18 protein-coding genes are annotated in these 26,309 nt (G+C 37.9%); 5 read left to right on the top strand and 13 right to left on the bottom strand.

All coding sequences use genetic code 11. The features are described from left to right. Positions 1-64: 64 nt before the first annotated feature. Positions 65-976, bottom strand: coding sequence for a helix-turn-helix transcriptional regulator (locus ALPR1_RS10920; protein WP_008200685.1), 912 nt, complete (start codon positions 974-976; stop codon positions 65-67). Between the two features lie 674 nt (positions 977-1,650). Continuing rightward, the gene (locus tag ALPR1_RS10915) at positions 1,651-2,049 is read right to left on the bottom strand and encodes an endonuclease domain-containing protein (RefSeq protein WP_008200683.1); all 399 of its coding nucleotides are present in this window, start codon (positions 2,047-2,049) and stop codon (positions 1,651-1,653) included. Between the two features lie 749 nt (positions 2,050-2,798). On the opposite strand from ALPR1_RS10915, the gene ALPR1_RS10910 reads away from it, so the two are divergent. Continuing rightward, positions 2,799-4,382 (top strand): hypothetical protein, encoded by a 1,584-nt coding sequence (locus ALPR1_RS10910; RefSeq protein WP_008200682.1) that lies wholly within the window; start codon positions 2,799-2,801, stop codon positions 4,380-4,382. 12 nt (positions 4,383-4,394) lie between these two features. Here ALPR1_RS10910 and ALPR1_RS10905 read toward each other — a convergent pair whose 3' ends face one another. Continuing rightward, entirely contained in the window at positions 4,395-4,874 is a 480-nt protein-coding gene (locus tag ALPR1_RS10905; protein ID WP_008200681.1) for a hypothetical protein, read from the bottom strand. Positions 4,875-5,581: 707 nt separating this feature from the next. On the opposite strand from ALPR1_RS10905, the gene smc reads away from it, so the two are divergent. Further along, positions 5,582-9,121, top strand: a complete 3,540-nt coding sequence (gene smc / locus ALPR1_RS10900) for a chromosome segregation protein SMC (RefSeq protein WP_008200680.1) — start codon at positions 5,582-5,584, stop codon at positions 9,119-9,121. A gap of 83 nt (positions 9,122-9,204) precedes the next feature. On the opposite strand, the gene ALPR1_RS10895 is transcribed toward smc, so the two are convergent. Both ALPR1_RS10895 and ALPR1_RS10890 read right to left on the bottom strand, forming a co-directional pair. Further along, complete coding sequence (locus ALPR1_RS10895; RefSeq protein ID WP_008200679.1) at positions 9,205-10,062, bottom strand: phospholipase D-like domain-containing protein; 858 nt, start codon at positions 10,060-10,062, stop codon at positions 9,205-9,207. A 135-nt stretch (positions 10,063-10,197) separates the two neighbouring features. Next, positions 10,198-11,148 (bottom strand): HNH endonuclease, encoded by a 951-nt coding sequence (locus ALPR1_RS10890; RefSeq protein ID WP_008200678.1) that lies wholly within the window; start codon positions 11,146-11,148, stop codon positions 10,198-10,200. 163 nt (positions 11,149-11,311) lie between these two features. Between ALPR1_RS10890 and ALPR1_RS10885 the strand changes: the two genes are divergently transcribed. Then, positions 11,312-14,464, top strand: coding sequence for a DUF3427 domain-containing protein (locus tag ALPR1_RS10885; RefSeq protein ID WP_008200677.1), 3,153 nt, complete (start codon positions 11,312-11,314; stop codon positions 14,462-14,464). Positions 14,465-14,556: 92 nt separating this feature from the next. Then, positions 14,557-14,862 (top strand): hypothetical protein, encoded by a 306-nt coding sequence (locus tag ALPR1_RS10880; RefSeq protein WP_008200676.1) that lies wholly within the window; start codon positions 14,557-14,559, stop codon positions 14,860-14,862. 268 nt (positions 14,863-15,130) lie between these two features. Here ALPR1_RS10880 and ALPR1_RS10875 read toward each other — a convergent pair whose 3' ends face one another. Continuing rightward, on the bottom strand, positions 15,131-16,114 hold the full coding sequence (locus ALPR1_RS10875; RefSeq protein ID WP_008200675.1) for a fasciclin domain-containing protein: 984 nt from the start codon (positions 16,112-16,114) through the stop codon (positions 15,131-15,133). 537 nt (positions 16,115-16,651) lie between these two features. On the opposite strand from ALPR1_RS10875, the gene ALPR1_RS10870 reads away from it, so the two are divergent. Next, positions 16,652-16,927: a DUF4235 domain-containing protein gene (locus ALPR1_RS10870; RefSeq protein WP_008200674.1), complete on the top strand. Its 276-nt coding sequence runs from the start codon at positions 16,652-16,654 to the stop codon at positions 16,925-16,927. A gap of 651 nt (positions 16,928-17,578) precedes the next feature. Here the strand turns inward: ALPR1_RS10870 and tnpA are convergent. The 7 genes from tnpA to ALPR1_RS10830 all read right to left on the bottom strand — a co-directional run bounded on the left by tnpA (position 17,579) and on the right by ALPR1_RS10830 (position 26,304). Then, positions 17,579-18,019, bottom strand: coding sequence for an IS200/IS605 family transposase (tnpA, locus tag ALPR1_RS10865; RefSeq protein WP_008200673.1), 441 nt, complete (start codon positions 18,017-18,019; stop codon positions 17,579-17,581). Between the two features lie 718 nt (positions 18,020-18,737). Further along, positions 18,738-19,640, bottom strand: a complete 903-nt coding sequence (locus ALPR1_RS10855; RefSeq protein WP_008200668.1) for an NAD-dependent epimerase/dehydratase family protein — start codon at positions 19,638-19,640, stop codon at positions 18,738-18,740. An 8-nt stretch (positions 19,641-19,648) separates the two neighbouring features. Next, positions 19,649-19,894: a hypothetical protein gene (locus ALPR1_RS10850; RefSeq protein WP_153231800.1), complete on the bottom strand. Its 246-nt coding sequence runs from the start codon at positions 19,892-19,894 to the stop codon at positions 19,649-19,651. 213 nt (positions 19,895-20,107) lie between these two features. Beyond that, complete coding sequence (locus ALPR1_RS10845) at positions 20,108-21,142, bottom strand: LLM class flavin-dependent oxidoreductase (protein ID WP_008200664.1); 1,035 nt, start codon at positions 21,140-21,142, stop codon at positions 20,108-20,110. A gap of 1,184 nt (positions 21,143-22,326) precedes the next feature. After that, positions 22,327-24,951: an ABC transporter permease gene (locus ALPR1_RS10840; protein WP_050776390.1), complete on the bottom strand. Its 2,625-nt coding sequence runs from the start codon at positions 24,949-24,951 to the stop codon at positions 22,327-22,329. 1 nt (position 24,952) lies between these two features. Next, a complete protein-coding gene (locus ALPR1_RS10835) occupies positions 24,953-25,354 on the bottom strand; it encodes a PadR family transcriptional regulator (protein ID WP_008200660.1) in 402 nt (133 codons plus the stop codon). A gap of 317 nt (positions 25,355-25,671) precedes the next feature. Then, positions 25,672-26,304 (bottom strand): hypothetical protein, encoded by a 633-nt coding sequence (locus ALPR1_RS10830; protein ID WP_008200658.1) that lies wholly within the window; start codon positions 26,302-26,304, stop codon positions 25,672-25,674. Positions 26,305-26,309: the final 5 nt, after the last annotated feature.

The raw sequence follows: 26,309 nt of genomic DNA, 5'->3' as shown, positions 1-26,309 counted from the left end.
TATCAATAAGTTAAAAATAATCAATGTAAATCCTTCTAATGAAATCGAAAAAATAAAGAAATCCTTAGCTAAAAGTTCTTTCGAGCTGCTCTGCTAAATAGGCTTTTAGCTCCTCTCCTTCTTCTACCATTACCTCACCCGGCAAACCTAAAATAAAACGTGCTAATCCTGGTAAATGAGGAATCTCCCCTTGGAAAAAGAATTGATTCCTATTTTTAACTTCCATAAAGGGTCTTGCATTGGGATGTTCTTCCATCATCAGTTGGTAAGCCTTTTTAGACAGTTTCAACTTCACTTTAAAACGATTTTTACCTGTAAATCCAAAAAGTTGAGTCCCCGGTAGTTGGTGCTTTTTTTCAAACTTCCAACCTTGAGTAGCAATCACTACTTCACCAATTCTTTCGATCTTAAATACTTTCATTCTATTGCTCTCTGGTTCGAAAGCATGAATACTTTCATAAGTGCTGGAGAATGCCACAGGCTCTACCAATCGATCACTGGTAGTATCACTACTTAAGGAGTAATAATCCTTGAGCCAGACCTGTTTCTTATCCTGAATACCTTTTCCAATTTCATCCACCAATCGGCTTAGGTTCGCTTTAAAAAGCTGTTCCGTTCCTTGTTTTACCTCAGACCTAACTTGTAGCTTTTGCAGGATGGAATCATGCAGGAGGTTTCCTTTTCCTTGTCGTTCTATCAAAGCTTTTAACCACTGGCTTTCTTCTTGAGAGAACGTACCATAGTTCAGTGTTTGATCAATGCCTGGTCTTTGTTGAATTTTATATTTGCTAAACTCTTTAATGACTTCAAAACCCAAAGCCTCCAGCAGTTTGAAATAACGATAAATGGTTCGTTCATCCGTTTCCAGTAGTTCGGCAAGTCTATGTACAGGTTTCCCAATGTTTCCCTGTAGAAGGTTAATGAGTTTAAAAACCCTAAGGATTTTTTGTTGTTCGATTTTTCCTGCTTGAGCCATATCGTTAAAATTAGAATTTAAATCTAGGGAATGGAATCTGAGTTAGAAAGTTTTTGACGCAAATTGTCGAAAGAAATAATCCCCCTAGCCCCCTTGCCAAGGGGGAGTTGATCCGTTTCCAAATATGAACTTAGGTTTCAATTAAAAACCAATATTCTAAACATATAGAAATCAATAAAAGCCTCATCATTTCCCCAAGATCGAATTAAACGACCTTCACCAACTTCCCCTTTACAAAAGGGAGTTGATCCTTTTCCAAAAATGAAGTTAGGTTTTAATTAACAACCAATATTCTAAACATATAGAAATCAATAAAAGCCTCATCATTTCCCCAAGATCGAATTAAGCGACCTTCACCAACTCCACCTTTACAAAAGGGAGTTGATCCGTTTCCAAATATGAACTTAGGTTTCAATTAACAACAAGTATTCTAAACATATTGAAATCCATAAACGTCTCGTCATTTCAACAAGATCAAATTGAGCGAACTTCACCAACTCCCCCTTTACAAAAGGGAGTTGATACGTTTCCAAATATGAAATTAGGATTCAATTAACAACCAGTATAAAAACATATAGAAATCAATAAAAGCCACCATAATACTTTCAAGTCTTAAACTAGGTAACCTTCACCAACTCCCCCTTTTATAAAGGGGGTAAGGGGGATTTCAAAAATCAAACAAAATTAGTCTTATCAAGACCTTTTTCCTCCTCCAGTTTATCTATCAACCTATTTAGAGAATCAAGTACCTCCAGCATTTGTCTTTTGATCTCAGCATCAGGAATCCTAAAAAATTCTAGTCCTAAGTCTTCAAGCACTTTCTGTCTTACATTATCTTTCAGAACTGCTTCCGGGTGTACATGAGAATCACCATCTACTTCAATAACTAAACCCAATTTTTTACAATAAAAATCAACAATATAATTTCCTAAAGGCTTTTGCCGGTTGAAAGAATAACCTCGGAAGTTTTTAGCCTTTAATTTATTCCAAAGCAATATCTCAGACAATGTGGAGTGATTCCTTAGCTCTCTTGAAAACTCTTTCAGGGAGCGGTTATAAGGTAAAAAATACATTTAGTTAAAATAAGGAATTTTAAACAATCCCCCTAGCCCCCTTGCCAAGGGGGAGTTGATCCTTCTCCAAATATGAACTTAGGTTTCAATTAACAACCAGTAAAAAAACATTTAGAAATCAATAAAAGCCCCATCATTTTCCCAAGATCGAATTAAGCGACCTTCATCAACTCCACCTTTACAAAAGGGAGTTGATCCGTTTCCAAAAAATAAAGTTAGGTTTTAATTAACAACCAATATTCCAAACATATAGAAATCCATAAACGTCTCGTCATTTCAACAAGATCGAATTAAGCGACCTTCACCAACTCCCCCTTTACAAAAGGGAGTTCAACCTTCACCAAAAATGAAGTTAGGTTTCAATTAATAACCAGTATAAAAACATATAGAAATCAATAAAAGCCTCATCATTTCCCCAAGATCGAATTGAGCGACCTTCACCAACTCCCCCTTTACAAAAGGGAGTTGATACCTTCCCAAAAATGAAGTTAGGTTTTAATTAAAAACTAGTACAAAAACATATAAACATCAATAAAAGCCCCATCATTTTCCCAAGATCGAATTAAGCGACCTTCGCCAACTCCCCCTTTTATAAAGGGGGTTAGGGGGATTCATTCCTTCTCCAAAAATGAAATTGCTATAACTTTTAAATATTTAAAATCATATTTCACCAATCCTATAAAATTGAAATCTATTCCCTCATGGAATAGGAACTTAGGTATACAAAATTCCCTATTTTTACCTCCTTCATGATAAAAACCAACCAACTTTCTAACTCCCCTAAAAATCTGCCGCTTCTGCTGGGAAGTTTGTTCTTGATCTTTTATTGGATTTTTGGATTTGATGGTATCACCTTTAGCGATGACGTGTATTACATGTTAGCTGGTAGAGATTTCTGGAATGGAACCATGGAGGTGAATTCCTATCATTTTTCCAGTCGTTGGGGAGCCTATATTCCTGCAGGATTGGCAGGCTTACTGATTGGCTTTGATGCCCATACTTTTTCTTTGATTTCACTCCTTGCTTACCTTGGAGCTTACCTTTTGCTCTATAGTCTCCTATCCACAAACCAAGAAAAAATTCTGTTTTCACTTTGGTTTTTGACCCAAGTTTACCTCCTTCATTTCTTAACCAAAGTATATCCTGACGGTCTCTTAGTCTTTTGTGTGGCATTGGCTATTTTTGGTGCAAGCATTCGTAAAACAAATTCCGTAACCGGCGGAAAATTACTGATGATCGCCTTTACTTTAGGGTTTATTACTAAGGAAACTATCATTTTCCTTTTTCCTCTACCCCTAATTCTTTATTGGATTGATCATAAGTCAAACACGGTTAGAAAGGGCTTTTATTTAACCTTTTTAATTTTTTCAGTATTAGCAGCATTTCTCTATTTAGGGTACTTCTGGGCCAAATTCGGAGATCCTTTTTACCGAGTGACCTCAATCAATGCCGGCCATTACATTTCCGAATACACCTATGCAGACAAAGGTTTCTGGTCGATTATGGAAAGGTTAACGATCTTGCCTTTTCAAACTTTTGTGGAAAGAGCTTATTGGCCCTGGATAGTATTTGCAATTCCAGCAGTATATCAGGGGCTGAAACATAAAAAGCCGATATATTTCGAGTCTTCGATTGCTTTTCTGTGCCTGATGATTGGCTTTTGGTTTATGAGCTCTACTCTTGCTTTTTACAACCCTATTTACTTAAATCCAAGACATTTAATTATCCTCGTTCCAATCCTTGCATTTCTTATAGCAATAGGTTGGGATGCTTGGCAAGGATCCGTAAAATGGAGAAGATTTATCCTGATCGCTTTGGGATTTGGAGTAATCCTCGCAGCCTTGCAATTTGACTTAAAACAAGCTGCTTTTATTTCCTGCTTCTTCCCTTTACTCCTCATTAAAAAACGTAAGATTCAATGGCTGCTTTTAAGCTTTCTTTTACTTACTCCAGCTATTTATTCCATCTATTATCAAAACCAACTCAAGCAATATCCTTCATTAATTGATGAATTAACTAATATCACTCAATCGTCTGAAAAAGAGGATATTATTATTACTAATAATTTTATTCACTTTAGTAAAGAAGTCCTAATTCCAGAGAATTTAGAAGCACAAGAAAAGTTATATTCTTTGGAAGAAGTTGAAAGTTTGAGTCAAGATCCACCTGAGGAATTACAGGTGCTGATTTATCATTATTATCAACATGCCTATCCCAAGGAACAGGAAGATGTGGATGCATTGGAAAGTTGGCTTAAAGCCATGAATTATCAATTGCTGGAAGAGGAGGAAAAAGGGAAGCTTTGGATTCGAAAGTTTAAAAGGAAGAATTGAAAAGCCTTCGGATTAAAAATGCTTTCTATTGATGATTTCAGAGAGTACCACCGCATCTTTTACGGACTGTGGATCTTTCATCAATTCAGCATAGCGATTGACTTTTTTCTTTTTTACCGGTTCGATGGAATCAGGCCCTACATCAGAAAAATCTATTTGAGAAATCGGAACGGCTTTCTGAGCCGCTGACTTAGCTTTCTCATAAGCCCCATCATAATAGCTTATTTCATCATCTGCTTTTTCCTCTCTTTGGTACCTTCTGTCCTGATAAACAGGCTCAGGTTTTGGTGCCTGAGGCTTAGGTCTGGCAGCTTCTGGATTTTGTGCTTCGCGAATCTCTCGCATCAAGTCCTCAAAGGTTGTAGGTCTACTAGGAGTCTCTCCCTCCTGCTCTGTACCCTCAGGACTTTGCCCAGATTTTCTATTCTTGCTTATCTGGTAAATGAAGTAGCCGATTACTGCTATGAGGTAAATGATGTTTCCAAAGTCCATAGCTTGAATTTAATTGAATTTCTTGACAAGGAAACTAATATTTTGATTTTTGGTTCTTGCTTTAAGTTTAATCTCCAAGTGTTATAAAGTTAATTTCATCTTCCTTACCCATTTTTTTATTTATATCTAAATCGGGTTTAGAGGACGCAGCTGGGAATTAAAACTATTAAGCTATGCGGTGAAGTCTTTGCCTAAGCTTTTCCTATCAATATGTTCGAGTTTAGTACTTTTATTTAAAGGAATAAAGAATGAAAAAATGCTTATCCATCCTTTTTGTTATTCATGATTAACCCACAGTTGAATAAAGCTCTATGGTACTTTTGAGGCCAAAAGTACCCCTGTCTCTCGTCAGGCAGGCAAAATCCCTTTCCCTAAACTCTCTTTCAAGTCGGTATTATTTTTAGGAATTTCAATGTTTTTGATCGATTTGATTTATTTAAGGTTTATTGTTGAAAGCGCGTTAGGAGGACACAGCCGCGGGGAGTGCTGTTGGGACGTGCGGTGGAAGCTTAGCTGTGTCTTGATTTTTTAGTTCTTTTGCATCAAGGCAAAAGAACAAGAATAAAAAAATGTCTCTGAAATATTCAATACCCTAAGAGAACAATAATGAAAACCAACTTATAAAATCCCCCTTAGATTTACTAAATCCTTGGACAATCTGCCAAATGATCTTATTTTGTTTCTTTATTTCAGATTAATATAGAAGGATGCTGCTTAGTAAGCTGGAGATCAAGGGATTTAAGAGTTTTGGTGATAAAATGGTGATTCATTTTGATAAAGGAATCACTGGCGTAGTCGGCCCTAATGGCTGCGGGAAATCCAATGTCGTAGATGCAATACGCTGGGTTTTGGGAGAACAAAAAACCCGTATGCTCCGCTCTGATAAGATGGAAAATGTCATCTTCAACGGTACTAAAACCCGAAAACCATCCAACCTTGCCGAGGTATCTTTGACCTTTGAAAACACTAAAAACCTTCTTCCAACTGAATATACCCACGTTACCATTACCCGTCGATACTATCGATCAGGTGATAGTGAATACCAAATAAACGGAGTCACCTGCCGACTCAAAGACATTACCAACCTCTTTATGGATACAGGAATCAATTCGAATTCCTATGCCATTATAGAATTGAAAATGATCGATGAGCTGCTGAATGATAAAAACAATTCCCGAAGAGACCTTTTTGAGGAAGCAGCAGGAATATCCAAATTCAAAACCCGCAAGAAAGAAACCCTAAGAAAACTGGGAGATACCGATGGGGATTTGGATCGGGTGGAAGATTTGCTTTATGAGATTGAGAAAAACCTCAAAAGCCTTGAAAAGCAGGCCAAGCAAGCAGCAAAATATTTCGATATCAAAAAGGAATACAAGCTTGCCAGCATCAACTTGGCCAAGAAAAGTATTGAGAAATACACAAGCTCACTCGCTGAGACCAATAAAAAAATCCAAGAGGAAAATGATCGGAAATTGCAGCTTCAAACCAAAGTTGCCGATCAGGAAGCTATGCTCAATCAGCTAAAATCTGACTTGATCAGCAAGGAAAAACTTTTGGCTTCCCGTCAGAAAACTCTCAATGATCATGTGAATAAAATCCGCTCTTTTGAATCTGAAAAGAAAATCAAAAATGAGCGTTTACGCTTCTTGGAAGACCGTTCCCAAAAATTAAGAGAACAAATCGACTCAGATCGTAAATCCAATGATCGTGCAGGATTCTCCATTCGTTCTCTGAAGCATGAGCAGGAATCTGCAGCCAAAATGCTGGCAGAAAAAGAGCTGATAGTAACAGAACTTCGGGAGGCCTATGAAAGCCAGAAGGCCATTCATACGGAGCATCAGCAAAAACAAAAAACTCTCAATGCCTCTTTTGAGCAACTGAAAGAGAAAGTGTACCAATTGGGAAAGGAGCAAGAAATCAAGCAGATTCAGCTTTCTACCCTCAAACAAGAACTGGAGCGAACTTCCTCAGATGATTCCTCTCAAGAGGCCAATTTGGTGGATTTTGAGGAGAAGTTAATCCAACTCAAGGGTGATTTGGATGCTGCAACCCAAGAATATGAAGCAGTAAAAACAAAGCAAGAAGATCTTGACAGCAAGATTGAAGATACCAACCGCGTGATCGAAATGATCCGGGAGGAGTTGACCACTTCTTCTAGAAAGTTGGACTCCAAACAAAACGAATTCAACCTGACCAAATCCTTGGTGGAGAATCTGGAAGGATTTCCTGAGGCTATCAAATTCCTAAAAAAGAATAATTCCTGGGGCAAAGACGTTCCCCTCCTCTCCGATTTGTTGACCACGGATGAAAAGTATCGTGTCACCATCGAGAATTTCCTCGAAGGTTATATGAATTATTATGTGGTGGAAACAGAGACACAAGCGATTGCTGCCATTCATTTGTTAAGCGATTCGGCCAGAGGAAAGGCCAATTTCTTTGTTTTGGAGCATTTCGAACGATTCAAACCCAGTCAGACGAAGCTTTTTTCTAATGCTATTCCTGCCACAGAGATCATTGAGTTTGATGTCAAATACAGTCGTCTAATCAATTTCATTCTGGATAATGTCTACATCGTTCAGGGAGATTTAAAGGAGTTTCCGGAAGACAAGGATGTGGTATTTATTTCCGAAAGCGGCAAATTCACCAAACGTAAATTCTCTCTTTCTGGGGGCTCTGTAGGGCTTTTCGAAGGAAAAAGAATTGGTAGAGCCAAGAACTTAGAAAAGCTGGATAAAGAGATCAAAGAACTGAACAAGAAGGTCTCTGCCACAAGAAACAACTTGGATCAAAAGCTTTCTGACCTGATGAAGCTGAAAGAAGTCAGCTACAAAAAAGTCTTGGAAGAAAGCCAGCAAAAGATCAATGAGATTAATCAGAATTATGTTTCTGTTCGCACCAAAAAGGAGCAGTTGGCGGAACTTCTGAGTAGCAATGCCAATAAGCGTGAGGATATTTTGGATCGGATAGCCAGCTTGGAGGAGAGTTTGGAAGAAATTCAACCTCAGCTTTCCGAACAGAAAACAGCCTATGAATCTGATCAGGAGGACTTGGAAGTACTGAATGAAACTCTGGAAGAGGAGACTGCGAAGCTGACAGAAAAATCTCAGGCTTTCAACCAAGAAAATATCCAATATCATCAGCAGCTCAACCGAGTAAATAGCTTGGATCAAGAAATCGAGTTTAAACAAAATGCCTACGAGAGTTCGAAAGAACGAATTGAGAAATCTCAGGCTGAACTCAGCAATCTGGATACGGAAATCAAATCCTTATTGGAAAACAATGAGGTGAAGGATGATGAACTGATCGAGCTGTATTCCGAGAAAGAAGGTATAGAGCACGGAGTGCAGGAGGCAGAAAAGGATTACTATGCTAGCCGCGGACAGATTGATGAAACTGATCAGCAAATCCGATCCTTACAGAAAGGCAAAGAAGCCCATGATGAGTTACTTCATGAACTTCAAAATAATATCAATGAGACCAAGCTGAAGATGACGGGCCTGAAAGAAAGGCTTTCTGTGGAGTTTGAGTTGGATTTAGACGAATTGATGGAAGAAAATCCGGAATTGGATGAAGCCTTCCTGGAGTTTAAAGAAGAGGATTTAAGAGCTTTGGTCAGTAAGCAAAAGGAGAAGCTGGAGAAAATCGGCCCAATCAACCCAATGGCGATGGAGGCTTATGATGAGATCAAGGTTCGCCATGACTTTATCACCACACAAAAAGAGGACTTGCTAAATGCCAAGGAGTCTCTTTTAAATACCATCAAGGAAATCGATCAGGTGGCCAAAGAAACCTTCTTGGATGCCTTTGATAAGATCAAGGAGAACTTTGTCAAAGTATTCCGTTCTCTCTTTACCGAGCAGGATGATTGCGATCTGAAGTTAGTGGATCCAGACAATCCATTGGAATCTGCCATTGAGATTATGGCCAAGCCAAAAGGTAAGAGACCGTTGACGATCAACCAGCTTTCTGGTGGTGAGAAGACGCTGACAGCTACTTCCCTACTCTTTTCTATTTATCTATTAAAGCCTGCGCCTTTCTGTATTTTTGATGAGGTGGATGCCCCACTGGATGATGCTAATATTGATAAGTTCAACCAGATTATCCAGCAGTTTAGCGGCGAGTCCCAGTTTATTATCGTCACCCATAACAAGCGCACAATGGCTAGCACGGATATTATCTATGGCATTACCATGATCGAAGCGGGAGTTTCCAGAGTGGTGCCTGTGGATTTAAGGGAGTTGGCTTAGGAAGGAAGAAGTTATATTAAATGAATTTAATATAACTTCTTCAAGATTTTTTTAAACACTTGCTACTTTCAATTTAATTTGAATTAACCTAAAACAGGGTTTTTCATCGATGTTTTGCCATTTGAAGGCTTTCCGGACCTATGGCAAAACTTTTCCGGATACTCCTCATTTCCAAACTCACTCCACTTTTTCCAAGCAGACTTGCTCATAGGCTGATTTGGATTAAACTTTATCTGTACACCTGTTCGGATACAAAATCCATGGACAGGAAGATCTTCCTTTTCCCTAGTTGGTTTTGATTCAATTATTGTGTCCGAAGCAAGCTCTGTTGGATATTCTATAAACTTTTTCTCTGAAGATTTCCTCTTTTTGAAATAACCATAAAAGCGATCGGTCTCGTCAAGTAGTGTTTCTGACCCTAAATAATTTTTGCTTTTAGATATTAAGGATCGCTTATGTTCAAAAACAGGTCTTCTTATAAAAATTGCAGCGTGCGATTCTGCAATTTCGAAGCATTCATTCCAAGCAGAGTTATCTGCAGTCTGCTTAAATCTATCTAAAACACTTTGTTCAGAAAAAACACCAAATTCTATATTGTTCTTGAAGGAGAAGTCATATAGGTTTATTGATGTGATTACACCTCTACTTTCATTCCCATAATATTTTGCATGAAGGCTTGAAACATAAATAATACTGATGTTAGGAAATTTTTTAAAGTAATCGAAGTCATCTTTGCTCATACTCCGCTTTACCTCTTGTTCATTTTTTCCAAAAATTAAAATGATGTGCAATTCAGGTTTTCTGATATGGTTATCAAAAAGGCGTTTAAAATATTCGTCCAATTTAATGTAAGGAGATACAATCATAAGGATAGACTGAGCGTCCCAAATAATGTCATCTATTGCTTCAATTAAATCGTCTCCAGTTAAAAATTTACTCATAATTTATTTAATTAGTTAATTTATAATGATTTGAAGAAAGCTTGCTTTTTCTCCTTCAAATTCAGAACTAAAGAACCTAAAAACTAGAATAAATTTTATACCCTATACAGGGTATTTTTAAATAATTTTAAACTTTTAATTCAAAAAACTCATACTTCTATGCCTTTCCAAGTTCCTTTGACTTGGCCAAATTTTTTTTTCTTTAGGAAGTATAACTTTCCTCCCTTTTAGGTCAGCTAATCCATAAGGATGAGATCGATCCTCAATTACCTGATCTGAAACCAAGACTCTATAATCTTGATCTATAGAGACTAGCCCGCTATCGAATGCTCGATGGAGATTAGGGCATAGGGCAATTCCATTAGAAATTCGGTCATCTTGGTCTTGGCTAAAAGGGACAATATGACAAGCATCTATCAGAGATCTTCCATTAATTGAACCCACTTTCATTCCTGAAATGGCGCAGGTGCTTTGATACACTTTAGGTACCAACTTTTTAAAAGTCCAATTTCGCACATACACCACTTCTTCCTCTGCGACCTGCAGGCGCATTACTTTAGGAACTTCATTGAGCACATACTGCTGTACTTCTTTTAAGTATTTTCCTTGTTCCCTATTCGCTCTAAAATAGTGCTCACTTGATGAAGGGAAATAGAATTTCACCAACATATTTCTCATAGAATCTCTATTTTCCTTAAGAATCAACATCTGGAAAAATGGTTCAGATAAGCATGCGTATTCTACCATTTCTGAAAGAGTCTGAATACTTTGAATATGTTTAGTTATCTGATGTCCCGGAATGGTTTTTAAAAACCAAAAAGAAGCACCTTCTATTTTATCATTCTGTAGGTGATAGAATGGAAGGGTAAAATCTTCTATAAAGCCATCTGAGGCTAATATATCCCAATTTTCATGGAAGGTGCAAACTAAAATATTATCAATATAAAACTTGTTATCAGCACCATATCCCATATCTAGTAAATCTAGAAGTGTCAAAAGTAATATGGGCTTATGGGGAGCAAGTCCATAGGGAGTTGAGCCTCTTTTGAGTTTGGTTAAGCCAATTAAAAATCTTTCTAGATTCATCTATTAAAATTCTTCGAATACCAAACTAACTAGAATTTAGGATTTATCAATTCTAGCATTGCTTAAATAAATAGTGATAAAAGACTACCACCCTTTGTATAAATCGAAAGAATTAGTCTATTTCAAAGTAGAAAAATGACTTCATCAAGGTAACTTTTTCAAAATGCAAGAAGGAATTTATGAATCACTGATATCCAAGCTGGTGCAGTCAAAGCTTGATGAACTGGATCAAGAGGTGTTTTTTGTAGATCAAAAACCCATTGATAAAGCAGAAGCAAAGGATGTGCTTTCCCAATATTTTTCGGTAGTACTCAAAAGAGCTCTCTCCTATCTCTCTGGTGATGATGCTGTGCTAAGACAAATCGAACTAGTCAATAAAATCATCCTTTTGATCAAACAGGAACTGGATGAAGAGGAATTTGATCAAGATCTGCTGGCGCTGAATACTAGTTTACTGACTGCAATTTATTCTAGACTAGATCTTGGGGTTTCAGACTTTCAATTGTTTCTCAAAAGCATCACTCCTGAATCGAGATTGATCTTCAGTTCCCTGATCACCGGAGGTGGTGGCCCCAAGAAACTTCAGATGGATGGGGAATTACAGAAAGAAATTAGTTCTTCAAATCGCATTGATTTCTTAGTATCTTTTATCAAATGGGAAGGACTGAGACTTTTAATGCCACAGCTAGAAGAATTCACTAATCGAGGAGGTAAACTTCGATTGATTACCACCACCTATGTGGGAGCTACAGATGCTAAAAGCGTTGAATTCCTAGCTAATCTACCCAATACAGAGGTGAAGGTATCTTACAATACCAAGAATGAACGTGTACATGTCAAAGCCTATCTTTTTTATAGAAACACGGGTTTCCATACTGCATATATAGGTTCATCTAACCTATCGAAATCCGCTTTGACCAAAGGTCTGGAATGGAATGTAAAACTGAGCAATAAGGAAATACCTCAAGTCATAGAATCGGCTCAGCATACATTTGACACCTACTGGAATAGCAAAGATTTCGAAACTTACGATCATACTCGACACTCTGAAAAACTGAAAGTAGCACTTAAAGAAGGTCGTTTTGCTGGTGGAGTCGCTTTGGAAGTTAATCTTGGTTATTTTGATCTTAAACCTTATACCTTCCAAGAAGAAATATTGGAGAAATTGGAAGTTGAGCGAACTGTACATGGTAGATATAGAAATCTGTTAGTAGCTGCCACTGGAACTGGAAAAACTATTATTTCAGCTTTTGATTTCAAACGATTCTATCAGAAAAACCCAACAGCTAAATTACTATTTGTTGCTCACAGAAAGGAAATACTTCAGCAGGCCATGGGAGCTTTTAGAGGAGTACTAAAGGATAACAATTTTGGCGAACTTTGGGTAGATGGAGAAGAACCAACACAATACAGACAGGTTTTTGCATCGGTCCAAACGCTTAACAATAGATTGGAAGGTTTAGAATTATCTGCAGGCTACTTTGATTTCATAATTGTTGATGAGGTTCATCACATAGCTGCCAATAGCTACCGCCCTATTCTCCATAAGTTTACTCCTCAGATTTTACTTGGACTAACTGCTACACCTGAACGAATGGATGGGGCCGATATCTTGGAAGATTTCTGTAATCATATCGCGGCGGAGATTAGGCTTCCGGAAGCTCTAAATCAAAAACTACTTAGCCCTTTTAATTACTTCGGGATTTCTGATACAGTGGACCTATCTAATGTTTCCTGGTCTAGGGGTCGATATATGCCATCAGAGCTTAGTAGCCTCTACACCAGCAATGATCAGCGGGTTGGAAATATCATTGACTCATTAGATAAGTATGTGACCGATATTCAAGAAGTAAGAGCTTTAGGGTTTTGTGTCACACAAGAGCATGCCCAGTTTATGGCGGAGAAATTCACCCTAGCTGGATTAAAAGCTGATTACTTGGTCAGTAATAGAAATGATAACCGCAAACATATTCGAAATAGACTCCAGAAGAAGGAAATCAACTACTTATTTTTAGTAGATATCTTCAATGAAGGAGTAGATATTCCAGAGATAGATACGGTCTTATTTTTAAGGCCTACAGAAAGTCTAACTGTTTTTTTACAACAGTTAGGCCGAGGACTACGATTGTCAGATGAAAAGGATTGTTTGACTGTATTGGATTTCGTGGGAAATGCAAGATCAGAATATGACTTTGAAGGTAAATTCCGAGCAATGATCGGCAAGACAAATACCTCTATCAAAAGTGAATTGGAGCGTAATTTTCAGCATGTTCCATTAGGTTGCTCGATTATTTTAGAAAAGCAAGCTAGAGAAACCATTTTAAAAAACATTAGGGCTTCGATCAGTCCGAATCGAAATCAATTGATCCAGAAAATTCGGAACTTTCAACATCAATGTACCCTGCCACTAACCCTCAAAAACTTTATTCAACTCCATCAATTTCCTCTAGAAACGATCTATAAAAGAGGCATGTGGCAGAGACTTATGTATGAAGCTGGGATGGTAACTGAGCCTGATTTAATTAATGAAAAGCAATGGCAGAGTTGTGTAGGTAAAAAATGGCTTTCTACTGAATCTTATTCCTATTTTAAGTTTATCCTCGGGCTAGCTCGGAAAGACTTTCAAGTTAAATTTGATGAGTTAAATGAAGTAGAAAAGACTATGTGCTTGATGCTTCATTATGATTTTTGGCAGAATGCAGGTGGCTTTAAGTCTTTGGAAGAAAGTATTAAGGCAATTGGAAGGAATCAAAGCATGGTTAAAGAAATGGTTGAGGTTTTGGAGATTAGAATGGATCAGATAGGCTTTATGGAGTTGGAAATAAATCTTCCTTATGAACAGCCATTGAAGGTTCATAGTAGATATACTAGAGATCAGATTCTTGCTGCTTTTGGCTTTAGTACTTTTGAATCCAAGTCATCTAATCGAGAGGGTGTGGCTGAGAATAGTGATTTGAATACAGAAATTCTTTTCATCAATTTGAATAAGTCGAATGAACATTATTCACCAACCACCATGTACATTGACTATGCAATCAATGAGAGACTATTTCATTGGCAGACTCAAAACTCTTCTAGAGCAGACAGAGGAAGGGGATTAAGCTATATCCAACACAAACAAAAAGGTAAAAAAATACTCCTCTTCGTTCGCGAGGAGAATGAGAATGAATATGGTAACAAATTAGGCTTTGTATTTATAGGAGAGGCGAACTTTCAATCTTATGAAGGGTTTAAACCAATGAATATTACATGGGAACTCAACGAACCCATACCGCCATTTTTATATCAGGCATCTGCGAAGTTGTCAATAGGCTGATTGAACCTAGACACAGATTGACTGAATCCATTGGGAAAGCTGGTACTAGAGAATCTTTGGATTATAGCTTTGCTGGTAGTTTCAGCTAAAGTATGAAAAACATCCGCCTCAACTACCGCTATCGGGATGCCCATAATTACAAGGAATTTGGCTCTGTGGTATTTTCTAATCCTAGAGGAATGGCAGTGGAAGAAGCCATTTCCATCCTTATTCCTAAGTTGATCTCTGAGGAGTTTTTTGTTCCAGGTGATTGGGGATTGCCTCGATTACATGCCTCTCCGTATAATCCAGAAGTGGATCATGAGTGGCATGAGTTTGAGGGGTTTGAGGAGACGGAGGAGGAGGTTACTGATGAGAGGGATATTGGAGAGTTTTTGGCTAAAGCCAGGCAGCAGTAGAGAACTCTTTATCGGAATGGCCTAAAGTGCCATTCCTATTGATAAGGTCAAAAAACCAAATCGTGGAAATTGTCTATTCTAAAAATCCAGATTCATTTATTCCACATGGTTTTGCATCGAAATCCAATCAATGGTCTCTTGCCCCGATTCCTAACGGGGAAGCTGGAGGCTAAAAAGAAATGGCTAAAGCCCAAATTATAGATTGATTAAAAAGATTAAAAAAAGGCTATAGAAATTTTTCTATAGCCTCTCTTTTTAATAGTTAAAATCAATAATTCAAAGGTAAAATAACATCACTGATTCCATGTATTATTCCATTAGATGCTTGTAAATCAGTTAAAATTATATCTGAATCGCGGTTATTCTCATCAATTAATGAAGGCCCTGAAGTATCGACAGTTAGAGTACCGCCTTGTAACATAGTGATATCCCCATCCATTAAATCTGAAGAGAAAACAACTCCCCCACCAAAAACATGGTATTGTAAAATATTTGCAAGCCTATCTGTGTCAAAAAAACCAACAGTTCCGGCATTTAGACCAACTTTATTAAATGCCTCATCATTTGGGGCGAAGATCGTAATACCATCCAAACCAATTAAGGTTTCTCTAAGGTCCGGAACTGCATCAATCGCCGCTTGTAAAGTAGTGAAATCTCCTGTAGTGCTTACAGTATTATCCAAAAGCTCCATGACATTCTCCATGGGAGGAAAAAGTACTGCATCGATTCCATGAATCACTCCGTTTCTAGCCATTTTATCGGTTAAAATAATATTGGAATCGTTGACCATAGGTCCATCTGCCAAGCTGATCTTCACGGCAATACCATTGATAGTAGGAACAAAACCCTCTACTAATTCACTGGAATAAACAGACCCAGCCACCACATGGTAAAGCAAAATATCTGTTAAGCCTTCCAAATCACCGATATTACCAGGGTTTAACCCTAGTTCTGCAAAGGCAGCATCATTTGGTGCAAAAACTGTCAATTCATTTTTAGCAAAAACAGAGGCTAATCCTGATTTACCTAATGCTGCATTAAAGGTGGCATAGGTATTTCCTCCATTTTTTCTAGCATTCAAATCCCCGGAATCCGAATTCTTTTCCATTGTTTTTAAGACCTCAGGAATTGACTTTAGATTACTTTCCAGCATTGGGCTGCTTGACTCTTCCGTATCAGTACAGGAAGCAAAAGCAAAGGATATTAGGATGACTAATAAACCCTTCCAGGTATAATTCATTTTTGTTAGCATAGCTTGTTGATTTGGGTTATTGAAAATTTCAGATTTATAACCTGATGATTTTCAAAATGTTTAAAACAGAATGCAACTTCCCAGTCAACTAAAAATCTCATAAACTTCATATAACCCAACCTTTATATTGCTAAAAGGCCTCTGTCAAAAGGCTTCATAATTTTCCCAAAATCCATAAAAAAAGGCTAATTGAACATTCAATTAGCCTTTCCATTCATTATTTACCACTAAAATAGTTTACTCTAAGGCAGGGTCAAATGTACCTCCCCAACCTACATTTTGTTCTAGATTGCTATTTCTATCAAGTACCGATTGTTGTATAGATCTGTTTTAAGAAAAACCAATGTAATTGTTTACAGCATGCTATTTTTGGAGCTTTTGAACCAAGCTGGATTCTAATAAAATTACTTCCTTGGAGTCACAAGATGATTTCTTCTAAATTTTTGAAAATGGTTTTTATGGGTCTCATCAGTTTTTGGTTTTAGCTGTAGAACTGGCTTTGCGCACAGTGTTTGTATTTATTTTGGGAAAAATGATATGAACCTCTCTAAAAACAAATTCACTTTACTATCTACTCTGCTTACTGTAGGAGTAGCAGCACTTGCAAAAACGGCTGTAGACAACCGTTATGAGAAAATTACCGGAAAATCGGCTCCAAAAAACCCAGAAACAGATGATGCATCCCTTGGGGATGTAATTCTATATACTGCTATTACTGCTGCTGTTGGCATGACTGTAAAGTTATTAGTGAGGAAATTTTTTACCAAAAAGTGGAAAAAACTGGATGGGGAAGTTCCGAAACACTTGAAGTAGTTTTTGGAAAAATTTTGGCTGAAGCCGATTTTAATGAACAAATAACGAGCGGAAAGGGCTAAAGCCACATTCCTATTGATTAAATAGCGAATGACCTAAAGCCACGTTCCAATCAATTATAGCCAGACAAATAGATCAATTATTTGTGATTTTTTTACTGTCAAAGCAAGCCAAAAATTGCAATCGAAAACTATTTAGCTAAACCAGCAACAGATGGCGATTTATAGCAATCTGAAACTATTAATTAACACCAGCTTTAGATGATGTTATTAACTATAAACAGGAATCTTATCCGGCTTTAGCCGAATTTTTCTGTTGGTAAAAAGGTCTTCATACTCTCATTGGAATGGGCTAAAGCCACATACCTATTGATTAAATAGCGAATGACCTAAAGCCACCTAGCTCCAATAAATTAAAGCCAGACAAATAGATCAATTATTTGTAATTTTTTTACTGTCAAGGCAAGCCAAAAACTGCAATCGAAAACTATTGATTAACACCAGCTTCATATTGTGTTATGGGAATAGGAAACTATCAATCGATTAACACCAGCTTTAGATTGTGTTTTGGGAATCGGAACCTATAAATTAACACCAGCTTTAGGTGGTGTTATTAACAACAATAAGCAATTGTTGCCGGCTTTAGCCGAATTCATAAATCTTGAAATTTTTGGAATCCAAATTTTTCAATGAATTCCTCATATTCTTCTTGAAAAGACTTTTTCCTATGATGATCCTCTTGATTCTTGATATATTTCCTAACCCGATCTAGCACCGACTCAGAAACTGAAACTGCGTAATATTCATCTTGCCATTCAAATTTCTCTGCTGTCAATTGACTTTTATTAATCCAATAGGAAGACTCACCTTTGATGAGTTGCATAATTTTTTGGATGGTTTGATTTATTCCCAAAGAAACTAGGCAATGACAGTGATCATCGTGTCCACTCACAAAGTCTACGAAAATTCCTTTAGATTTTGAGTTTTCTCGAATATGTTCCCATACTTTTAATCGCAATTCTTTGCTATTAAAATAAGGATATCGATTTTTTGTAGTCCATACAAAATGGATATAAACTTTGACGAAAGGCATCTTTTAAAAAATTAATAAAATAACTACATTAAATTTAATGAATTAAAATTCTTTCACAACTGAATTTTTTGGCTGAAGCCGGTTTTGATGAAAATTTACTAGTGGAATGGGCTAAAGCCACATTCCTATTGATTAAAAAACGAATGATCAAAAGGCGCCAAGCTCCAATCAATTAAAGCCAGACAAATAGATCAATTATTTGTAATTTTTTACTGTCAAAGCAAGCCAAAAATTGCAATCGAAAACTATTGAGCTACACCAGCAACAGATGGTGATCTATGGGGATCTGAAAAACTTAATTAACACCATCTTCAGATGCTTTAATGGGATTGGAAACTTTCAATTAACACCAGCTTTAGATGGTGTTATTAACTATAAACAGGAATCTTATCCGGCTTTAGCCGAATTTTTCTTTTGGTAAAAAGGTCATGAAACTCTTACTGGAATAAGCTAAAGCCACATTCCTATTGATTAAAAAACGAATGATCAAAAGCCACACTCTACTCGATTAAAACCAAATAAATAGATCAATTAATAGTGATTTTTCTACTGTCAAGGCAATCGGAAAATTGGATTCACAAACCATTGAGAATCACAAGCCAAGGATCCTACATTATGAAAATCGGAACCTATTAATTAACACCAGCTTTAGATGGTGTTATAAAAAAACAATCGGGAATTATTGTCCGGCTTTAGCCGAAACAACTTACTTCTTTCTCTACTCCCAATCCAAGTACTTTTGCCACGGATGCTGCTCTTTGAACCCTAGGACTTCGCGGATTTTACGGTTGGAATATAGAGCTTCATGTTCTCCAAGTTCACGAGTAATCGGAACACCTGGAAAGAATCTCTTTGCCAACTCCTTGCTGGGAATTACAGCACCATTTTGATCGTTGGCCGCATTAAATACTTGATAACCCAACCCTTCTTTTTTCAAACATAAATCCACAATTTGCCCCAAATCCCTTGCATCAATATAGTTGAAGGCATTCCTTCTACGAACTTCAGGGTTTTTAAAATAGTGAGGAAATAATTCAGAATATTCATGTGGTTCAATCACATTGCCAATTCGAAGCGCATAAATATCAATACCAGATCTTCTCTGAAAGCTGCGTGCAGTCTGCTCATTGACAACTTTAGACATTCCATAGCTATCCATTGGATTTACGTCATAATCCTCTTCCAGGGGAAGAAAATCAGGATCGGTTTTACCATCAGAAAAGCAGAATCCGTAGGTAGTTTCCGAGGAGGCAACAATCACCTTTTTAATTCCCAGTTTCACAGCCGCCTCAATCACATTATAGGTTCCAATCGTATTGACCCGGAAAGTTTCATTGTCAGGATTGATCAGGATTCTGGGGACTGCAGCAAAATGCACCACCGCATCAAACTTGGGCACGCCATTTCCTGGCTCCAATTCACCTAGGTTTGCATAAGAGCTCATGGCATTAAACATCTGTCCTGAATCTGTAATATCTGCGATTAGATTATCCACTCCTGGGTAATTTAAGGGCTTTAAATCCACATTCATCACTTGATGTCCCTGATCCAATAGGTAAGGAATAACATGCTTTCCTGCTTTTCCTGAACCTCCAGTAAAAAATACTCTTTGCTTATCCATAGTTGAATTTACTTATTCTTTCTTCTCTCTTCTCTGATCTTTTTGATTCTACGTCTAAAAATCAAATATAGGATCAGAATTACCAAGGGGATGGCAATAAAAATGATCTGATTACTGGTTTCAGAGAAGTCAATGGGGCCACTTGGTTTAGGAATTCCCTCTTGATATTGAGCAAAAGAAATCCCCGGAATCAAGAATATCATTGATAATAAGAAAGCGCTAATCTTTTTGTTTACTCTAAGGAACTTGTTCATCATCATTTATTTAATTCTTCACCTTGACTTTGTTTGAATCTTCGACAGCTAGGAAAACCGTAATAAATTCCATCCAAACAAATGGGACATAATTATGCCTCTACATAAAGCCCCAAAACAAATACCAATGTAAAAAACTGACAGTTAATACATTAAAAGATCATTGAATCGTTTATTTATAAAAAAGATTACCCTATTCGGGAAGAAAATTCCTTATTTGCTAAGGGCTTTCCTAACTGCCGGCGCCACTATATTTCCATACAATTCTATAGCTTTCATCAATTTATCATGCGGCATAGTGCCAACACTTAAGTGAAGTAAGTAGCGTGTCAAGCCCATCATTTCCTGTTGCATCAATATCTTATCGATCACTTCTTGGGGATCTCCCAAAACTAGAGACCCTTCTTGAGAACGCATGGCATCAAATTGACCTCTGTTCATAGGTGGCCATCCCCTCTCTTTTCCCAATTGGGTCATCACATAAGAGTATGGACCATAAAAATCTTCCGCTGCCTGTTCGGAGTCTTCACCAATAAATCCATGAGAGTGCACGGCAATCTGTATATCCTCAGGTTTTCTCCCAGCCTTTGTCCAAGTCTGTTTATATAAATCCGTGAAATAGGTAAATCGATCTGGGCTTCCTCCTATAATAGCCAAAGCTAGAGGCAAACCTTTTTCAGCAGCTCTCACGACAGATTGTGGCGTTCCTCCCACTGCCAACCAAATAGGAATCTCCTCTTGGAAAGGCCTAGGGTATACCCCTCTATTGGGGATTGCAGGACGAAATTTTCCTCTCCAAGAAATCTGCTCAGATTTGTTTAATTGTAAAAGTAAATCAAGTTTTTCAGCGAAAATTGCATCGTAATCATTCAGGTCCTGACCGAAAAGCGGAAAAGATTCTATAAATGATCCTCTTCCTGCCATAATCTCTGCACGTCCTTCTGACAACAAATCCACATGGGCAAACTGCTGGAAAACGCGAACAGGGTCTTCGGAACCCAAAACTGTAACTGCTGATGAAAGTTTGATATTTTTGGTAATTACAGCTGCGGCTGCTAAAACTGTGGCAGGTGAAGAAACCACAAAATCTGGCCTATGGTGTTCTCCAATCGCATATACATCCAAACCTACTTGATCAGAGAGTTGGATTTCCTCCATCAGGTTTTTCATGCGCTGAGCAGGTGAAAGTTTCTCTCCAGTCTTAGGATCTGGGGTTAGTTCGGCAAAAGTACTGATTCCTAATTCCATCTTTTTTTGGCTAAAATTTGAATGAAGAACATTGGTAAAGGGGAAAAAAGTTTGGGTATTAGAAGAATTAATTTTCATTCTCTGATATGAAGATCTTGGTGGGCCACGGGTTCAAAGCATCCATTCGGTTTTAATTCTTAGGTATTTCTTATGAGGAATTAGATAATTGTTCCAATAGAATGTAAGTTGTTTAGGAACCGTTTAAATAACCCATGTTAAGCCATTCGTGAAGACAGGAACGACGGCGAAGATTATTGAATTGAACGGCAGCAAACACTCCTTAAAATAGAATCAAGCCCTGAAGGGGCGACAATTTCTTTAGCCTAGGGTAAGGAGGAACGACGAAACCCTAGGTAAAAAATGAGGCACACCCTTTTCCTCGGCCCAGAATCATCTCTTGAAATGTGAAATGTATTGCCGAGGATTGGAAAGCCAGTTGTTTAAGAACCATTTAAATAACCCATGTTTAGCCATTCGTGAAGACACGAAGGGCGTAGAAGATTATTGAATTGAACGGCTGCAAACACTCCTTAAAATAGAATCAAGCCCTGAAGGGCGACAATTTCTTTAGCCTAGGGTGAGGAGGCACGACGAAACCCTTGGTAAAAAATGAGGAATACCATTTTCCTCGGCCCAGAATCGTCTATTGAAATGTGAAAGTATTGCCGAGGATTGGAAAGCAAGTTGTTTAGGAACCGTTTAAATAACCCATGTTAAGCCATTCGTGAAGACACGAATGGCGGCGAAGATTATTGACATGAACGACAGCAAACACTCCTTAAAATAGAATCAAGCCCTGAAGGGGCGACCATTTCTTTAGCCTAGGGTGAGGAGGCACGACGAAACCCTAGGTAAATAAAGTGAGAAACACCATTTTCCTCGGCCCAGAATCGCCTATTTAAATGCGAAAGTATTGCCGAGGATTGGAAAGCAAGTTGTTTAAGAACCATTTAAACAACCCAGGTTAAGCCATTCGTGAAAACAGGAACGGCGGAGAAGATTATTGATACAAATGGAGCTAAAATTATGGATACTAAAGGCGGCGAAGATTATAGACATTAACTGAGGCAAAATTTAAGAAAAGAACGAGTCCTACATTAAAAAAAATAAGGGCGAATAATTATTCGCCCCAAAACAAATTAACATTGCTAACTGCTTTTTGAAAATGGCATTATAATTATTCCTTATTCGGTTTTCAAACTGATCACTGGATTCAAATATGCCACTTTTAGGACTTGATAACCCACGGTCAAGGCAGCTATAATAATGGAACTACCTATTGCCAAGGCAAATGTCCATACATCCAAACTGATCTTAAACTCAAAATCCTGAAGCCATTGGTTCATAAACCACCAACCAATCGGTGCGGCGATCAAAAATGCAATCATAATCAAGCGCACAAATTCCTGACCGAAGAGCCAAATGATATGGGTAACTCCCCCTCCCATTACCTTGCGAATTCCAACTTCTTTGGTCTTCTGGGAAATCATAAATGAGATCAAACCATACAGTCCCAAACATCCAATGAAAATGGCAATAAAGGAAAAGAATTGAACCCCTTTCAGTAGGGTTTCTTCAGACTCATAAAACTGTGCAATACTCTCATCTACAAAGGAATACTCAAACATTTTGTCAGGATTTTGAGCTTTCCATATTTCTTCTATTTCCTCCAAGGTAGATTTGACAGAAGCTCCATTTAACTTGATTGCAAAATTGGAATACATATTACCAGCCGTGGTGATCAGTGCAGGAGAAATTCCCGCGTGCATGGATCTATCGTGAAAATTTCGGACCACACCGACAATTGGGCCTACCATATTTCCCCCATTGGCATAGATCATTTCCCCTAAAGCATCTTCAGGTGAAGTGATCCCTAGTCTTTGAAGCATTGCTTCATTGACAACCATCTCCCTTACCGTATCTGAAGGAATCAAATCTCTTCCTGCAAGCAACTCAAGATCAAACGTAGAGATATAATCTGCATCTGCCAGTTTCATATTAGTGGGAAAATTCACCTCTTCTGTATCCGAGCCAAATCGGATAGAATTATTCCAGGAGCTACTTGAAGCAGGAGGCTGAAAGCAAAGGGACACTTTTTCGATACCCGGTAAGCGAAGCAACTCGCTTTTCAATGTTTGCTTAGCTATTAAAGAGTCACTACCTGTATTGATCATTACGATAGATTCCTTGTCAAACCCAAGGTCTGCCTGTTTGGCAAAACGCATTTGATTCATAACCACAATCACTCCAATAATCAATACCTGAGAAATGGCAAACTGCATGACGATCAGCGAACGGCGGGTATTAAAACCACCTAACTGTTGCATAGAAAGTTTTCCTTTGAGGGCAGCTACTGGTTTGAAGCCTGTCAGAATCAGTGCCGGATAGCATCCTGCCAATAGAGTGATAAGGATGTTCAAACCTAAAATAAACAACACTAAAGTGCCATCTGAGAAGAAATTGACAGGAATCTGGGTACTAAAGAAGTCATTGACATAAGGTACCAGTGCCAATGCAGCTACCAAAGCGATCAAAATACTGACCGTGGCGATAATAGCAGTTTCGAAAATAAACTGCCAAAACAATTGACTCCTAAAGCTCCCAAGAACCTTCCTCACTCCCACTTCCTTGGATCTTTTCAGAGCCTGAGCGGTTGCCAGATTGACAAAATTCACACAGGCAGTAAGCAATAAAAAGATACCGATAGCGATAAGAATCCCGATATCAGATTTCTCCATAGCTCCCCCATATCTACCATCAAAATGAACATCAGAAAGGGCCTGTAGTTTGTAATGATGGACATTTTTACTTTCAGGTCTGTGCAGCTTCACATAAGGGGCTAAAGCCTGCTCCACTTCTTCAGGGCTAACATTTGGGAGGAGCTTTGTAAAGCAATACATACCACCTGTGATCCCTCCCCAAGCTTCATCACTTGCCAACCAGGGGTTAAAATCTTTCATACTGCTATAGGAGACAAAAATCTCAGCACTGATATCAGTATTGGGAGGCAAATCCTCCAAAACACCTGTAATAGTAAAGGGTAAAAAGCTATTGTAAGTAATTACCTCTCCGATGGGATTCTGATCACCAAAATATTTCTTGGCCAACCTTTCGGTAATTATGGCTTTGTTAGGTTCTGCCAAGGCAGTTTTCATATTGCCTTTTAATAGAGGGAAATTGAAAATATCAAAAAACTCAGGCTCGGTAAATGCAAAACCATTAGGTTCCTTGACCAGCTGTTTTTCACCATTTCTCTCAAAAGATATTACAGCATCAGATTCCTGAAACATGCGAGCAACTTTCTCGGTGTAGGTATGATTTTCTCTTAAAACCATCCCCAAAGGCGAAGGAACGCTGTTGGTGAAAGATACCGACTCTCGATGTTGCTCAGTGACAATCCGGTAGATTCTATCTTGGTCCTGATGGAAATCATCAAAACCTGAATGATGCTTTACCAGCACAAAAATCAAAATACAACAGGTAATACTAAGTGCTAATCCAGAAATATTGATGAGCGTGTATTCCTTATTTCTAAGGAGCGTTCTCCAGCCGATTTTAAAATAACTTTTATACATGCCATAAGGGGTTAAGTTTTGATAAGGTTTTCTGGGGCGGATGATTCCTGGGCGAAATAGCAAAAGCACATCTTTGATAAAACGCCAGTCCGCTTTCCGCTTTCCAAGCGTTTCTAGGTTTCTCTCATAAACCTCAAAGAGGTCGCCTTCTATATAGTCCAGCATCCTGGGATGACAGAACCAGCGGAAAAAACTGAGAAAGAACTTTGGAGGAAAAGGTTGTTTACTTTTCATTTTATATGCCACCTAAATTCGCTTGCCAAATCGTTTTAGGAATGGCAGCCCAAAGTTCATCTCGTGTATCCTTCGCATATTGAATCGCCTTTTTCCCAAGTGCTGTTATCTCAAAATACCGTCTTGGTCGTCCAGCCCTTTCTTCAGTCGATTCTCCGGAGAATGATTTCAAGTAACCTTTATCTTCCATCCTATTTAAGGCTGTGTGCAAAGCACCCATACTTACTGTCCTTTTAAGTCTTGCTTCAATCTCGTCTTTGATGGCTACACTGTAGGCTTTGTTGTTTAGAATCCCAACAGTCAGCATGACGATTTCTTCAAACTCTCCTAATTGATAATCTTTCATGTGTTGTACTTTAATAAAATCTCCCTCAATGCCAGTTGGGAGAAATTTTGCAGGCATATTTATACTCAATGAATTCCAAAATCATGAACTGATAGACTTTAGAAAATAATTATATCTAAATGTAGGAATAATAATTATGCCAAAAGAAAAAAGGCCTCGTATGATGAATACAAGGCCTTTTTAAATATTAAAATGTTCAAAACAGAACATCAACGGTCGATTTTGAATCAGTGGCTATCCTTTAGAATAACCATTTACATTTCATATAATCTTTAAACTATCTCTAAGAAGGTGTGATTTAAAAAGTACTAAACTACCACAGCATGTAATACCTACACATGCTGTGATAATTGCGCTCTTCAATTCTACCCAAATTAAGTAAGTTCGATTTTTGCCTGATCTCCTCCTTTTTCTAAAGATTTTTCTTCTTTTGGATCATGCATTAACTCGATTACTTCTCCAGCAAGAGAAGTGATTAATCCACCTGTCCGAACTAAAATCACCACTGCATACAATGGATGTTTATTAATTGGTGGATATCCTAATCCAGCTGGTAAATAATAAATCACCTTTCCTATGTAATTAACATTAACAAAAGTTTTAGGCCATATACACATCGCTACAATAACTCCTACCCCAGCTAAACTATATACTGCGGGTTTGATATATTTCATGGCAAATTTTCCTGCTTTAGCAAGACCTCCAGTTCCTACAGTTGTAAGTCCAAGTAAGCTGGCCAAAAGTGCTACATCCAAAATCAGAATAGGAATCAGAATCCATTTAACAGCAGTAGGAATCTCAACTTTCCTATGATATAGCAATCCCATCGAGCCCAATACTGAAATCATCCCAACACCTGCCAAGGCTTTGGATGCGGTAGAAATAAAACCTAAATCCTGCTCTCCCATTTCTGCAACTTCTTCCACAGGGAAGAGCAGTACCTCTAAACTTGTTAGCCCCACACTAGTGAAAGCCATTATTCTTTCTATTTCGTCTTCTACGCTCATGATAA

The sequence above is a fragment of the Algoriphagus machipongonensis genome (genome assembly GCF_000166275.1).
Lineage (GTDB): Bacteria > Bacteroidota > Bacteroidia > Cytophagales > Cyclobacteriaceae > Algoriphagus > Algoriphagus machipongonensis.
The sequence above is the reverse complement of the archived record's forward strand: the minus strand, read 5'-3'. Positions and strand labels throughout refer to the sequence as shown.